This is a genomic window from Nonomuraea antimicrobica (genome assembly GCF_039536965.1).
Classification (GTDB): Bacteria; Actinomycetota; Actinomycetes; order Streptosporangiales; family Streptosporangiaceae; genus Nonomuraea; species Nonomuraea antimicrobica.
In genome coordinates this window covers 35,191-49,202 of record NZ_BAAAZP010000138.1, presented here as the reverse complement: position 1 = coordinate 49,202, position 14,012 = coordinate 35,191, and the positions used below count along the sequence as shown (strand labels likewise).

General features: G+C 66.9%; 14 protein-coding genes and 1 tRNA gene. 10 read left to right on the top strand and 5 right to left on the bottom strand.

Going from position 1 to position 14,012, the window contains the following annotated elements; all coding sequences use genetic code 11:
* Positions 1-5 precede the first annotated feature (5 nt).
* Both ABD844_RS34755 and aceE read right to left on the bottom strand, forming a co-directional pair.
* Positions 6-1,517: an alpha/beta hydrolase gene (locus ABD844_RS34755; RefSeq protein WP_344887388.1), complete on the bottom strand. Its 1,512-nt coding sequence runs from the start codon at positions 1,515-1,517 to the stop codon at positions 6-8.
* Between the two features lie 185 nt (positions 1,518-1,702).
* Positions 1,703-4,450: a pyruvate dehydrogenase (acetyl-transferring), homodimeric type gene (gene aceE / locus ABD844_RS34750; protein WP_344887386.1), complete on the bottom strand. Its 2,748-nt coding sequence runs from the start codon at positions 4,448-4,450 to the stop codon at positions 1,703-1,705.
* A 654-nt stretch (positions 4,451-5,104) separates the two neighbouring features.
* Between aceE and ABD844_RS34745 the strand changes: the two genes are divergently transcribed.
* The 7 genes from ABD844_RS34745 to ABD844_RS34715 all read left to right on the top strand — a co-directional run bounded on the left by ABD844_RS34745 (position 5,105) and on the right by ABD844_RS34715 (position 8,543).
* A complete protein-coding gene (locus ABD844_RS34745; RefSeq protein ID WP_344887384.1) occupies positions 5,105-5,287 on the top strand; it encodes a DUF1918 domain-containing protein in 183 nt (60 codons plus the stop codon).
* Between the two features lie 10 nt (positions 5,288-5,297).
* The gene (locus ABD844_RS34740) at positions 5,298-5,705 is read left to right on the top strand and encodes a YjbQ family protein (RefSeq protein ID WP_344887382.1); all 408 of its coding nucleotides are present in this window, start codon (positions 5,298-5,300) and stop codon (positions 5,703-5,705) included.
* A 117-nt stretch (positions 5,706-5,822) separates the two neighbouring features.
* Positions 5,823-6,254, top strand: a complete 432-nt coding sequence (locus tag ABD844_RS34735) for a DUF3052 domain-containing protein (protein ID WP_344887380.1) — start codon at positions 5,823-5,825, stop codon at positions 6,252-6,254.
* 28 nt (positions 6,255-6,282) lie between these two features.
* Positions 6,283-6,747: a peroxiredoxin gene (locus ABD844_RS34730; RefSeq protein ID WP_344887378.1), complete on the top strand. Its 465-nt coding sequence runs from the start codon at positions 6,283-6,285 to the stop codon at positions 6,745-6,747.
* Between the two features lie 33 nt (positions 6,748-6,780).
* Positions 6,781-7,101: a hypothetical protein gene (locus tag ABD844_RS34725; protein WP_344887376.1), complete on the top strand. Its 321-nt coding sequence runs from the start codon at positions 6,781-6,783 to the stop codon at positions 7,099-7,101.
* A 411-nt stretch (positions 7,102-7,512) separates the two neighbouring features.
* Entirely contained in the window at positions 7,513-8,454 is a 942-nt protein-coding gene (locus tag ABD844_RS34720; RefSeq protein WP_344887422.1) for an ROK family protein, read from the top strand.
* A gap of 17 nt (positions 8,455-8,471) precedes the next feature.
* Positions 8,472-8,543, top strand: a tRNA-Val gene (locus ABD844_RS34715).
* A gap of 48 nt (positions 8,544-8,591) precedes the next feature.
* On the opposite strand, the gene ABD844_RS34710 is transcribed toward ABD844_RS34715, so the two are convergent.
* The gene (locus ABD844_RS34710) at positions 8,592-8,720 is read right to left on the bottom strand and encodes a hypothetical protein (RefSeq protein ID WP_344887374.1); all 129 of its coding nucleotides are present in this window, start codon (positions 8,718-8,720) and stop codon (positions 8,592-8,594) included.
* 340 nt (positions 8,721-9,060) lie between these two features.
* Here ABD844_RS34710 and ABD844_RS34705 point away from each other — a divergent pair, with 340 nt between their 5' ends.
* Positions 9,061-9,477, top strand: coding sequence for a hypothetical protein (locus ABD844_RS34705; protein ID WP_344887372.1), 417 nt, complete (start codon positions 9,061-9,063; stop codon positions 9,475-9,477).
* A gap of 101 nt (positions 9,478-9,578) precedes the next feature.
* Positions 9,579-9,809 (top strand): hypothetical protein, encoded by a 231-nt coding sequence (locus ABD844_RS34700; protein WP_344887370.1) that lies wholly within the window; start codon positions 9,579-9,581, stop codon positions 9,807-9,809.
* Between the two features lie 615 nt (positions 9,810-10,424).
* Here ABD844_RS34700 and ABD844_RS34695 read toward each other — a convergent pair.
* A complete protein-coding gene (locus ABD844_RS34695) occupies positions 10,425-11,153 on the bottom strand; it encodes a LysR family substrate-binding domain-containing protein (RefSeq protein ID WP_344887368.1) in 729 nt (242 codons plus the stop codon).
* A 54-nt stretch (positions 11,154-11,207) separates the two neighbouring features.
* Between ABD844_RS34695 and ABD844_RS34690 the strand changes: the two genes are divergently transcribed.
* A complete protein-coding gene (locus ABD844_RS34690; RefSeq protein WP_344887366.1) occupies positions 11,208-11,579 on the top strand; it encodes a DUF5997 family protein in 372 nt (123 codons plus the stop codon).
* Positions 11,580-12,539: 960 nt separating this feature from the next.
* Here ABD844_RS34690 and ABD844_RS34685 read toward each other — a convergent pair.
* A complete protein-coding gene (locus ABD844_RS34685; RefSeq protein WP_344887364.1) occupies positions 12,540-13,940 on the bottom strand; it encodes an ATP-binding protein in 1,401 nt (466 codons plus the stop codon).
* Positions 13,941-14,012: the final 72 nt, after the last annotated feature.

Genomic DNA, 14,012 nt, shown 5'->3' with positions numbered 1-14,012 from the left:
CAAGACTAGGCCGCCGGGCACGTGGTGCCCTTCTGCGGCATCTTGCCGTCGATGAGGTAGCCGTCCACCAGCCCCTGGATGCACTTGCTGCCCGACAGGTACGCCCCGTGCCCCTCACCCTCGTACGTCACCAGCGTCGCGGTCTTGAGCTGGGCCGTCAGCTTGGGCGCCCACTCGTACGGCGTGGCAGGGTCGCCCTTGCCGCCCACCACCATGATCGGCGCGGACCCGGTGGCGTCCACGTGCCTGGCCTCGTTGCTGCCCTTGGCGGGCCAGACCCGGCACAGGCCGCCGGAGCCCTCACTGCCGAACAGCGGCGAGATCTTCAACGCGGCCGCCTCGGTGCGCCGCAGCGCCGCCTCGTCGGGGCGTTCTGCGGAGTCGACGCAGGTGATGGCGGGGAAGCTGGTCATCTGGGTGGAGTAGCTGCCGTCCTGGCTGCGTCCGGTGTAGGAGTCGGCGAGGTACATCAGCGCGTCGCCGCGGCCCTTGAGCGCCTCGCCGAGCGCCTGCTCCAGGAACGGCCAGGTCAGCTCCGAGTAGAGCGCGGCGGCCACGCCGGTGGAGGCCAGGCCCTGGGTCAGCGGGCGCCCGTTGACCTGCAGCGGCTTGGCGGCGAGCTGGTTCATCAGCTTCTCGACGTTCGCGTCGGCGCCGGCCTGGTCCTTGCCGACGTCGCAGCTCGTCGTCTTGACGCACGAGCGCAGGAAGCTCTCGTACGCCTGCTGGAAGCCGCGTGTCTGGGCCAGCGTCCGCTCCTCGAACGACACCTTCGGGTCCAGCGGCGCGTCGAGCACCATGCGGCCCACGTTCTTGGGGAACAGGGTGGCGTAGACGCCGCCGAGCTGGGTGCCGTACGACATGCCGACGTAGTTGAGCTTGGCGTCGCCCACGGCGGTGCGGATGCGGTCCATGTCGCGGGCGGCGTTCACGGTGCCGACGTAGGGCAGGATCTTGCCGGAGTTCTGCTGGCAGAGCGAGGCGAACTCCTTGTTGGCCGCCGCGTTCTCCTGGTGCGTCCGGTCGTTGGGCGGCAGCGTGTCGAGTGAGGTGAACTTGTCCATCTCGGCGCCGTCGCCGCAGCGTACGCCCGCGCTGCGCTCGACGCCGCGCGGGTCGAAGCTGATCAGGTCGTAGCGGGCGCGCAGCGTCGTCAGCGCCTTGGCGGCCTGGTCAAGGGTGTCGACGCCGGACGCTCCCGGTCCGCCGAAGTTGAACACCATCGAGCCCAGCCGCGGCTCCTTGCCGTTGGCCGGGACCTTGATCAGCGCCAGGTCCAGCTTGTCCCCGTCGGGCCTGGCGTAGTCGAGGGGGACCGCGAGCTTGCCGCAGCGTACCGAGGGGTCCTGGCGGGCGGGCGGCTCGCCGCCGGGGCGCTTGAGGTCGGTGCAGGGCCCCCATGCGATCGTGCCGGGATCGGCGGCGGATTCCGAAGCGGACTGCGCGGCCGGCTGCGCGGGTGCCGTGGAACAGGCGGCGGCCGCCAGGAGCAGGGCGGCGGCGATGACGCGACGCATGACGAACTTCCCCTCATATGTTTCAGGGGGAAGTAGTGCCCACAATACGTGACCCTGCACCAAACGTGGGTGAGGCGGCACGTACCCCTCCTGAACGTGCCGCCTCACTCCGCCAAACGGCGTGGGCGGCCGAATATGACGGCGCTCCCGCGAAGAAATTCGCGGGAGCGCCGGTGCCGGATGACTCAGACCCCCATCGACTGGGTGTCGTTGCTCTCGGCGCCGCCGGCCTCGGTGACGCCGTTCTTGAGGTGGTAGCGGGCGATGGCCTCGCGCAGCACCTCGCCGTCGAGCTCGCCGCGCTTGACCAGGCTGCTCAGCACGGCCAGCGTGATCGAGGCCGCGTCCACGTGGAAGTGGCGGCGCAGCGCGGAACGCGTGTCGGACAGGCCGAACCCGTCGGTGCCCAGCGAGGACCAGTCACCCGGCACCCACTGCGCGATCTGGTCCTGCACGGCCTTCATGTAGTCGCTGACGCCCACGAACGGCCCCTGCGCCCGCGAGAGCGCCTGGGTCACGTAGGGCACGCGGCGCTCGGCCTCGGGGTTGAGCAGGTTGTGCTCGTCGCACGCCAGCGCCTCGCGCCGCAGCTCGGACCACGACGTCGCCGACCACACGTCGGCCGAGACGCCCCAGTCTTCCGCGAGCAGCCGCTGCGCCTCCATCGCCCACGGGCCCGCCACGCCGGAGGACAGGATGTTGGCCTTCGGGCCCTGCGTCTGCGGCCCGTCGGCGAACTTGTACAGGCCCTTGAGCAGGCCCTGCACGTCGATGTCCGCGGGCTGGGCCGGCTGCAGGTAGGGCTCGTTGTAGACGGTCAGGTAGTAGAAGACGTCTTCAGGCTGGTCGCCGTACATGCGGCGCAGGCCGTCCTTGACGATGTGGGCCACCTCGAACGCCCAGGACGGGTCGTAGGAGACGGCGGCCGGGTTCGTCGAGGCGATGAGCGGGGTGTGGCCGTCTTCGTGCTGCAGGCCCTCGCCGTTGAGCGTGGTGCGGCCCGCGGTGGCGCCCAGCAGGAAGCCGCGGCCCATCTGGTCGCCCATCTGCCACATCTGGTCGCCGGTGCGCTGCCACCCGAACATCGAGTAGAAGATGTAGATCGGGATCATGTGCTCGCCGTGCGTGGCGTAGGCGCTGCCGGCCGCGATCGCCGAGGCCATCGAGCCCGACTCGCTGATGCCCTCGTGCAGGATCTGCCCCTGCACGGCCTCCTTGTACGACAGCAGCAGCTCCCTGTCGACGGCCTCGTACGTCTGCCCGTGGGGTGAGTAGATCTTGGCCGTCGGGAACATGGCGTCGAGACCGAACGTGCGGGCCTCGTCGGGGATGATCGGCACGAAGCGGTGGCCGATCTCCTTGTCGCGCATGAGGTCCTTCAGCAGCCGCACGAACGCCATCGTGGTGGCCACCTGCTGCTTGCCCGAGCCCTTGCGGAACGAGCCGTACACCTCGTCGCCGGGCAGCTTGACCGGCTTGGCGCGGACGACGCGCTTGGGCAGCACGCCGCCCAGCGCCGCGCGGCGCTCCTTCATGTACTCGATCTCGGGGTCGTTCTCGCCCGGGTGGAAGTAGGGCGGCAGGTCGCCTTCCAGCGCGGAGTCGGGGATCGGCAGGTAGAGCCGGTCGCGGAACTCCTTCAGCTCGGCCTTCGTGAGCTTCTTCATCTGGTGGGTGGCGTTGCGCGCCTCGAAGTCCTTGCCCAGGGTCCAGCCCTTGATGGTCTGGGCGAGGATCACGGTCGGCTGGCCGACGTGCTCGCGGGCCGACTTGAACGCCGCGTAGACCTTGCGGTAGTCGTGGCCGCCGCGCGACAGCTTGCGGATGTCGTCGTCGGTCAGGTGCTCGGCCATCTTGCGCAGGCGCGGGTCGGAGCCGAAGAAGTTGTCGCGGATGTAGGCGCCCGACTCGACCGAGTAGGTCTGGAACTGCCCGTCGGGAGTGGTGTTCATCTGGTTGACCAGCACGCCGTCGACGTCGGCCGCGAGCAGCGGGTCCCAGTCGCGGCCCCACACGACCTTGATCACGTTCCAGCCGGCGCCGCGGAAGTACGACTCCAGCTCCTGGATGATCTTGCCGTTGCCGCGTACCGGGCCGTCGAGGCGCTGCAGGTTGCAGTTGATCACGAACGTGAGGTTGTCGAGCTCTTCGCGGGCGGCCAGGCCGATCGCGCCGAGCGACTCGGGCTCGTCCATCTCGCCGTCGCCGAGGAAGGCCCACACGTGGCTGCGGCTGGTGTCCTTGATCTGCCGGTTGAGCAGATAGCGGTTGAACCGCGCCTGGTAGATCGCGCCGATCGGGCCCAGACCCATGGAGACCGTCGGGAACTCCCAGAAATCGGGCATCAACCGCGGGTGCGGGTAGGAGGGCAGACCGTGGAAGCCGTGCGACAGCTCCTGGCGGAACGCGTCGAGCTGGGCCTCGTTGAGCCGCCCTTCGAGGAAGGCGCGGGCGTAGATGCCCGGGGCCGCGTGACCCTGGAAGAAGACCTGGTCGCCCGACTCGCCGTGGTCCTTGCCGCGGAAGAAGTGGTTGAAGCCCACCTCGTAGAGAGAGGCGGCCGAGGCGTAGGTGGCGATGTGGCCGCCGACGTTGGTGCGGGCGTTGGCCCGCGACACCATGATGGCCGCGTTCCAGCGGATGTAGGCGCGGATGCGCCGCTCTACGTGCTCGTCACCCGGGAACCAGGGCTCGCGCTCCGGCGGGATCGTGTTGATGTAGTCGGTGCTGCGCAGGCCCGGCACGCCGACCTGGTGCTCGCGGGCCCGCTCGAGCATGCGGAGCATGAGGTAGCGGGCTCTGGTGCGGCCTTCGGTCTTGACGACGTTGTCGAGAGACTCGAGCCACTCGTTGGTCTCGCTGGGATCGACATCAGGCAGTTGGCTGGGTAGGCCGTCGCTGATGATCGAGAATCGCTGGCGTCCGGAAGCCACTGGGTCTCGCCTTCCGAGATGGTCTGATGTCTGGTCTGGGTCGCCTTCCATCCTGGTCGCTAGCCGTAGAAATCGCATCTCTACCAGCCAGTAACCAGCGTGTCCCTGCTGGCAGGGCCACGTTCGATGGCCTAGACCACCGATGGTAGGACGAATCGCCACCAAAGGTTACATCGCGGGAGCAATTTAACAAGACAGGAAAACGAACGAAATTTCGCTCGAATGCCTGTGTCACCCCCGATGCCTCCTCTGTAGCCTTAGCCTCCCCGTCCGGGGGCGGTCTCACCCGCGGCGGGCGAGTCTAGCCGCCCTCCCTCAAGGCTGCCCCGAGCGACCCTCGAGCGCCCTCCCGGGGGCCTTCACCTGGCTCGGCCCTGTCGGAGCGCGCGCCTGGGCGCGGTCGTGCGCCGGGACGGGCTCTCGCGATCTCTGTACGCGTACAGGTGGCCGTGCATGCCCATCGCGGTCCTTGATCATGAGCCCCGAGATCGTGGCGACGATCAGGTAACGGCCGTGGTCGTCCTGCCTCCGGACCGGAACGTCGCATCCCGCGCAGCGTAACGATCCGGTCATGTTTTCTCCTCTCCATCTAGGTGGAGCAAAACTTGTGAATCGCTCTTTTCGTCCGGCTTTCCCCGTACCAATGTGGGAGGTATGAATGCGACGGTTGGCGACCGGCTCCTCGTGCATGGGAATGCCGTTGGCGAAAGGGACAGGAGCGGGGTAATCACTGAGGTCCAGGGCTCGGACGGAGGGCCTCCGTACGTGGTGCGGTTCGACGACGGGCACACGGGACTGGTGTTTCCCGGCCCCGACGCCGTCGTCGTGCATAAGTAAGATTTTCCCCGTGAGATCTGAAATCATCTCTGTGGCCACGGGTTCACGAGAGACTGTGCACGACATAACGGCCGAATGTACTGACTTCGTTCGCGCCCAGGGCGGGGACGGGTTGCTGCACGTTTTCGTGCCGCACGCGACGGCGGGCGTGGCGCTGCTCGAGCTGGGCTCGGGCAGCGACGACGACCTGTTGTCCGCTCTGGGCGATCTGCTGCCGGCCGACGACCGCTGGCGTCATGCGCACGGCTCCCGTGGTCACGGCAGGTCACACGTCATGCCGGCGGTGATCCCGCCGTACGCCACGATCCCCGTGCTGGACGGGCGAATGGCGCTGGGCAGGTGGCAGTCGGTCGCCCTGGTCGACCTGAACGTCGACAACGCGCAACGCCAGGTTCGCCTGTCGTTTTTGTCTGATTGATTCGGCTCGACTACCGCCGTACCCGTGGCGACCGTTGACGACTGAGGGTCACAGCGTGTGGACTGTGCCGAAGCGATAAACCGCATAAGCGGGGCCACTCAAGCAGGAGGGATAAACGTGAGCGCGACCGCGGGTCAGGCGCAGGGCGAGCGCGGCCTGGCCGAACGACTCGGACTCAAGCCGGGTCAGGTGGTGCAGGAGATCGGTTGGGACGAGGACGTCGACGACGAACTTCGCGACTCCATCGAAGACCTGACCGGCAACGAGCTGCTGGATGAGGATAGTGACGACGTCGTCGACGTGGTGCTGCTGTGGTGGCGCGACGGTGACGGCGACCTTTTCGACGCTCTGACCAACGCCATGCGAGCACTCGCCGACGGCGGCCAGATCTGGCTGCTGACTCCCAAGGCCGGGCGCGATGGCCACGTGGAGCCGAGCGACATCGGGGAGGATTCCACTACCGCGGGTCTCTCGCAGACCAGCAGCATCTCAGCCGCACCCGACTGGTCCGGCACCAGGCTCGTTCCGCCGAAGGGCAGCCGTCGTTAGGAAGCCCGAGCGCCTGCCGTGCGGCAGGATGGAGCCCGTGAACGCACATCCTGCCGAGGTCGGCGCCCTGGCTCCGGATTTCGAGCTGCAGGACCAGCACGGCACCCCGGTGAGCTTGGGGCGGCTCCGGGGCGAGAAGGTCGTGCTGGTCTTCTACCCGCTGGCGTTCAGCGGGATCTGTCACAGTGAGCTGTCCGCCCTGCGCGATCACCCGATCGAGGGCGCGCGGCTGCTGACCGTCTCCGTCGACTCCGTGTTCACGCACCGTGCCTGGGCGGATCGCGAGGGTTATCCGTTTCCGCTGCTCTCCGATTTCTGGCCACACGGACAGGTCGCGCAGGCGTACGGTGTGTTCGATGAGGCCAAGGGCCTCGCACGGCGGGGGACCTTCATCATCGACGGCGAGGGTGTGATCCGGTGGTCGGTGGTCAATCCGGCCTCCTCCGCACGCGACGTCGCCGACTACGTCACGGCACTTGCCGATATTTCGTGACATTCGGGACTTCTTGACTTTTCGGAGGGAAGGATGCCCTGCTACCGGTGCGGGGCCAGGCAGACGGACCCGGTGCGCGGCGCCAGCCCGTGGCAGCGCGGGGTGCGCAACGAGTCCCAGGTGCTGATCTGCCCGGACTGTCAACGGCTGCACGACCTCGACCTCGACTCCTGCCCGACCTGCGGGTCCACGACGTTGATCTGCAGGTTGGGCGAGGTGGAGTGCCGGGCCTGCGGGGCGGTGCGATCGGCGCGCTCCTGCTCTGACGGGCTCACCCCTCCTCCGGTCACGTCACCGCCAGGGCTGTCGGCGGAAGTGGAGGCGGCACTCAACCGGGTGCTCGGACGGGCCTAGACGGCCTCTGAGGCGCTTCGGCGGGATTTGCGACCCCGTCGCATGCCCGCGGGGCTCACGGGGGTTATGGGGCGTTGTGAGGGGTGCGCCGGGGATGGCGCGCGCCGGCTCTCGGGGCTCGGCTCGAGCCTTTCGGGTGATCAGGGAAGCCGGGTAATGCGGGGCCAGGTAAGTGCGCAGGCCAGGTGACTCGGAGGCCGGGGGAGTGTGCAGTCCGGGTGGTCAGGAAGCTTGGGCGAGTGTGCCGTCCAGGTAGCCAGGAAGCCTGGGCGAGTGTGCAGTCCAGGAGTCGGACCTGTCTGTGCCGGAAATGGGGCGATGCCTGAAAGCGAACCCCGTCTGGCCTGGACCGGAGCGGATGGCTTTCCAGACATTTGCTGAGCTGCGCTATCGTCTCCTTCCGTGTCCGCAATGAGTTCGTTCGTCGTCGCGCTCGACGTCGGTGGCACGTCCATGAAGGGCGGCCTGGTCAGCGAGTCCGGCGCGGTGCTGCTGAGCGAGCGGCGCCCCACCCCCCGGGCGGAGGGTCCTGAGGCGGTCGTCACCGCCATCTCCGACTTCATCAGCCACCTCGCCGCCTCGGGAGACGGCATCCCGGCGGGCGTCGGGCTGGCCGTGCCGGGCCTGGTGACGGAGAACTCCGTCGTGTACGCGGCCAACCTGGGCTGGCGTGACGTCCCCGCCTCGAACTTCACCACCCTGGACATCCCGGTGATGCTGGGCCACGACGTACGCACGGGCGGACTGGCCGAGAGCATCCTCGGCGCCGGTCGCGGCCTCACGGACTTCCTCTTCCTCCCCATCGGCACGGGCATCGCCGGCGCCTCGATCATCCGCGGCGAACCGTACGGCGGCGCCGCGGGCTGGGCCGGCGAGATCGGCCACACCCCGGTCTTCCCGGACGGGGAACAGTGCGCGTGCGGCCAGTTCGGCTGCCTGGAGACGTACGCGTCGGCGGCCTCCGTCGGACGCCGCTACAGCCAGCGGGCCGGCGTGGAGGGCGTCAAGGCGGAACAGGTGGTCTCCTCGGACGACCCGATCGCCATAGAGGTCTGGGACGAGGCCGTGGAGGCGCTGTCGCTGGCCCTGGCGACGTACACGCTGCTGCTGGACCCGTCGGTCATCGTCCTGGGCGGCGGCCTGGCCGAGGCGGGCCCGGCCCTGTTCGACCCGGTGCGTACCCGTCTGGTCAAACGCCTGGCCTTCCGCGAGGCGCCCCCGCTGGTGCCGGCGGCACTCGGGGTGGACGCGGGCATGCTCGGGGCCGCCTTGCTCGGCTGGCGCGCCGCAGGCCGTCCTGAGCTGGGGCCCGGGTGGGCGGTGGATGTGCGGTCGGGGCCCTTGGTGTCGTAAGGTGTAGTGCCGATCAGGGGCGGTTAGCTCAGCGGTAGAGCACTCGCCTTACAAGCGAGGGGTCACTGGTTCGAACCCAGTACCGCCCACCTGCGGCAACGCCCCGTCTCCGATCTTGGAAACGGGGCTTCGTGTCATTAGCGTGCCATTAGCCGCTGGTCGGGGAGCTCCTTCGAAGATCCACTGGCGTCCTCGGTGATCTTCTGGTCGGCTTCCACCACGCTGTGCTGGTAGATCAGCGCGGCGCGGACCGAGTCATGGCCCATGGAAGTTGCTCCGACGCGGGATGCCGCCTCGTGAGCCAGTGAAGATCAGCGCATCAGCCTCTGGATCGGTGAACTGGTCCAGGTGATCGCTGAGCGCCGGAATGATCGCTTCCGGGATGGCGACCGTACGGATGCCTGCACGGGACTTGGGCGGACCAGCACCCCCGAATGCGGCGAGGATTACGCGGGATGATCTGATCGTCTGCTGCCGTCATGAGAACGGCCTTGTAACTCCGCGTAGTTTGCTAGGTCAAGTGGCTAGGTGTGGGGGTGACGGTCGTGTCGCCACTGCGATAGACGTTTGCCCAAGCCGATGGCACGACAACCTGAGGAGGGTCCGGTGCGAATCCTGTGGGGCTGCTTAGCCGTAGTCGTGATCGCTCCGCTGGTCGGATTGTTCCTGCTGTTCAAGATGCCGATGTGGCGTGACGATGCCCGGCTCGACGACTTCCACGAGCGAGTGCTCGCTCATCCACTACCGCCCGAGACGCGCAGTCGGAGTGACAGCGTCGCCGCCTTCGACAAGAACTCGAGCGGGAACGGCGATTACTGCGAGTACCGGATCCACTTGAAGCTCCGCACCAACTTGTCCCAAAGAGAACTCCAGGCGTACTACGACAGGGCCGCGATCGGGGGAGTGGGCGACCACAAGGCGGAGGTGTCCGTGGACATGGGCGAAGACGTTGGTAACAGCGGATCCGTCATCGTGGAGTTCAAGGACATCAGGCCCAGCGAATGGGACATCCGCTGCGCGTAGACGGCAGCCCGATCACGTGATCGGGCTGGGGGCTGGTCACGGGCGGGAGTCGCGCGGCCCGTCTATGCACCAGACGCCTCGCACCCTTACGATCGCTCGCCATGAAGAACCGCGACATACTGCTCTGCTTCGTCGGGCTTGGCTTACTCGCCCTGGTTGTTGCCGCGTTCATGTCGGAAGGCACTTCGGGCGTCACCTTCGCCCTCATCGGGCTTGCCTTCATAGTGGCGTCAGGGGTCATGGCGCTGGTGGAACGAAATGATCAGAACTATACGCCTCCAGCAGAGACTCGGCTTCAGGATGATCGGGAGAGCGGCCCTGCTCGCCCGTAGGCCCGGTACCGCCCATCTGTGACGACAGCCCGTCCTCGATCACGGAAACGGGGCCTGCGTGCCATTTGCAGGCGCGAGAGTGCGCGTTTGAAGATCCATCGGGGTTGTTCGCGGTCTTCGCATTCATCCCATCGGCGATCCTGCGGTCAGCCTCCGCCGTACTGCGCCAGTAGACAAGCGCGGCCCGGACCGAGCCATGCCCTATACGCTCCATGAGATCCTTGAGTCTCGCAGTGATCGTGTTGCCGGTGTGCCAAAGATCACGGAAGCGCCGACCCGGGAAGACGATCTTCCTTGTGCTCTCGTTCCGCTTGCCCGCGCGCCGGAAGTTGCTGCGGCGGAGGATGCCGCCCCGTGAGCCGGTGGAGAGCAGCGAGTCGGCCTCTGGGGCGGTAAACCGGTCGAGGTGGTCGCGAAGCGCTGCGATGATCCCTTCCGGGATTGCGACTGTACGGACTCCCGCACGGGACTTGGCGGGCCAACAAGGAGTTCGCCCGTGTCGAGCTCGACATGCTGTTGCCGAACGCTGACCGTCCGGGCCGGGAGGTCAGTCCAGTTGAGACCGGGTCGGCCACATTTGTTGCCGGGTCCGAAGCGGAGGTCCGGGGCTGCGGGTCACCGAGGCCGGTGGCCCTTCCTTTTACGGCTAGCCGGCACGGCCTTGCGACCGGAGCCATCCCGTGCGGGTTTTTGTGCCCGCCGCTGTGCCGGTTTCTCCGAGGGGGAGGCGGGGGCACGACCCCGCGAGCTGTTCACTGTCCGGCCGCGGACGATGCCGATGAAATCTTCCACCAGGTCAGTGGTCGCGTCCGTGGGCCAGGCCAGCGCGACCTGAGACTGCGGCGCGTCCAGCACCGGCCGGTAGGTGAGATCTCTGCGATGGTGGAGGCGTGCCAGCGACTGCGGAACCAGGAGAAGCCCAGTGCCGGCTGCTACCAGCGCGACCGCGTCCGCCGTGGTGGCCGGGCGGGTGAACGCGGGCAGCCCGGGCCGGACCGTCCACTCGATGGTGTCGTCCAGAGGATGGAGCACCTCGTCGTCGGTCAGGTCGGCGATGGCCAACTCGTCGGCCGCGGCCACCGCGTGGTCCTTGGGTACGACGACCACCGTGGTCTCCATGTAGAGAGGAATCACGCTGAGCCCGTCCCGGTCGACGGGCAGCCTGACGAATCCGGCGTCGGCGCCGCCGTCCCGCAGGAGTCCCACCACCTCAGCGGCGGGAACCGCGACCAGGGTAATCGGCACGCCGGGCACCCTCTCGGACCAGATGTTGACCCATTTCGCGGGTGTCACCCCGGGCACGTACGCCAGCCGGAACACACTGCCGGTCTCCCCATCAGTCACTTCCTCAGAGTACCGATGTCAGGGAACCCGTTCCGACTGACTAATCTTTACTCCATGACCTCGCCCAAACCGAAGACCACCCAGACGATGAAGCCCGCGACCGCGGCCAAGAAGCTGGGTGTCCTCCTCTCGGCCACTCCCGCCGAGTTTCAGACGGGTGTCGTCTCCAGGGACGAGCTGAACGAGCTGCAGTCGACGCCACCCGCCTGGCTTACTGAGCTGCGCCGCAACGGCCCGCACCCCAAGCAGGTCGTCGCCGCAAAGCTCAGGGTCTCCACTTCCGGCCTGACCAGAGGCGGGATCACCGGACCGCTCACCACCGCTGAGATCGATGCGCTGAAAGCGGAAAACCCAGAGTGGCTGGAGCGCGAGCGGTCCATCCAGGTTGAGACCCGCAAAGAAGCACTCCGCCTCAAGCAACGTTAGACAGCTGAGATCCTGCACGTCTCCGACCTCGGACGGGCCCGTCAAATGAGCCGCCGAGGGGGGCCAGTTCGGGGCAGGGTACCTTCGTCACCCAGCTGATCCACCCGATACCAGGCAGGCGCTTTTGGCCTGTGAATCGCCCCGGCTTCGGTGGAGACTTGATCTCTTGAGAGGATCGAGTCCATGGCCGGTAAGTCTCCCTACCCCGCCCGAGCCGCGCCGTCGAGCGGTGCGGATGGTTGTCGAGGTGCGGCCGGATTACCCGACCGAGTGGGCCACGATCAACGCGGTGGCGACTGAGCCTCCATCACGGCCATGACACCGGGCGCACGACTGGGGGCTGCCCCGCTACCTCTTCGGGTGTGACGACGGCGGACAGACGTGTGGAAGCCGACGATCATCAGATGACTCACAGCCGTACCCCATGGCTTGGGTGCGTCGACTTGCTTTTCGGCTGCGGAGGGCGTCTACGGTGTCGGTTGTCCACTCCAACGGCCAGCGCTACAGCACCGATCATGAAGCCTACGCCCACAATGGCGAAGACGACAGCCTTGCCGATATTCACTGCTGAGTTGACGGTCAGAGCGCCGTACCCAGCTAAAATCAGGATCACCGCACCAGCGGTTAAGCACACATTTCGCCCCGTCACAGAGATGATCGTAGAGGCGCGGTAAGGCAGAGGCCAGACGTTGGTGCGGTGAAGCCTCCCTACTCACAAACCGTGATTGGCTGAGGAGTGGGGACGGTGGTGCAGTGGAGTGCGCTGAATGACAAACCGAGTGACACCAAGGACGCCCACCACAGCGCGACCATGCACATGAGCGCACACCGAACGTAGGTTTGACCAGCAAATACGCCAGCTCCAATGATCGAATAACCACTCTTGCAAGCGCGGGGTCACTGGTTCGAACCCAGTGCCGCCCACCCTGCGCCTACGGCGGCGGCTTGCCCATCATGTCGTCAGACTTCGGTTGTGCCTCCTGTCGTCCACAGGGATGCCATGGGGAGTGCTCGGAGGTGCTCGCCGAAAGCCAGGGGCTGTTCGCCGGTATAGAGGACGAAGCCGGCACGAAATCGTGAGCCCAGCCGGTCTGCCAGATGGCGCAGTCCGCGGAAGTCGTCGCTTCGCACTGTTTCCGCGGCCTTGATCTCAATGCCGATCACTTCCCCGGACGCATGCTCCAAGATGATGTCCACCTCCACCTCCACCTTGTCGCGGTCTCGGTAGTGGAACAGTTGGACGGGTTCGTTGGCCCAAGTCAGTTGACGAGCTATTTCTCCGATCGCGAAATTCTCAAGGAGTGGCCCGATGGGGGCTGTGACGTCTCTGGCGCGTTCGGGTGACATGCTGATGAGGCGCCCGCGAAGCCCGGTGTCCGTGACGAGCAACTTCGGGGTGGAGATCGCGCGGCGGGTGAGGTTCGACGACCAGGCCGGTATGCGTTTGATGACGAAGACCAGTTCCAGAAGGTCGAGATAGCGGGAGAGCGTCATCCTGGGCAGGCCCACGTCGCCCGCGATCGACTGGGCCACCGCCAGCCCTCCCATCCGGGCCGCGACGATGCTCAGAAGCCTGCGCATCTCTGCTGGGCGTTCGATGTCGGAGATCTGGCGCACGTCCCGGGTTATCGTCGGTGATGTACGAGTCGAAGAACCTGTTGCGTCTGCGGCCAGGCTCTCGCCGGACCGCCTCCGGGTGGCCGCCACGCAAGGCTCTGTCGACGTAGTCATGCTTACGGAGAGGGCAGGAGCGCATGGCGGTGTCGAGGTCTCATGGGTGAGGACGTGATCGACGAATCCGTCTGGAGCGTTGTCGATCTCCCCTTGGGAAAGCGGCCACAGTTCGATGGTCTCCGTTCTGCCGGGCAAGGCGTCTGGGAGATCGCGTAGGCCCAACAGGCGCGCGGAGCCGGTGAGGAGATAGCGGCCCGCCCGTGGATCCTTGTCGACCTCGTGCTTGATCGGGAGGAGGAGTCGCGGAGCTCGCTGAATCTCGTCGATCAGTAGAAGCCCGTCGTGCCGGAGGAAGGAGACGGGGTCCTCCTCGGCCGCGGCCAGGATCGCCGGGTCGTCGAGATATAGCTGACGGGCGTTGTCGGCCTGGTCGGCGATCAGCCTGGCAAGTGTGCTCTTGCCGACCTGCCTGGCACCGTTGACGACGACCACCTGTGTGTCGGCCAGAGCCGCCCACACGCCATGGCCCGTGCGCGGCGTGGGAACAAGTTGGTCTTCATCACAGTCGGACAGATTGTCGCAGGCCAGAGCAGCTTCATGGGCAATCTGCCAGCGAGTGTGTGGGCGTTCTGCCGGACAGTCGGTGGGCGTTCTGCCGGAACGATCGTGGGCACGTCGCCGGCTCACCTGCTGAGTGACTGTCCGGGTGACGTCGGAAGCCGCCTCGATCTCAGTTCGCGTAGTGGCTCGCGGATGTCA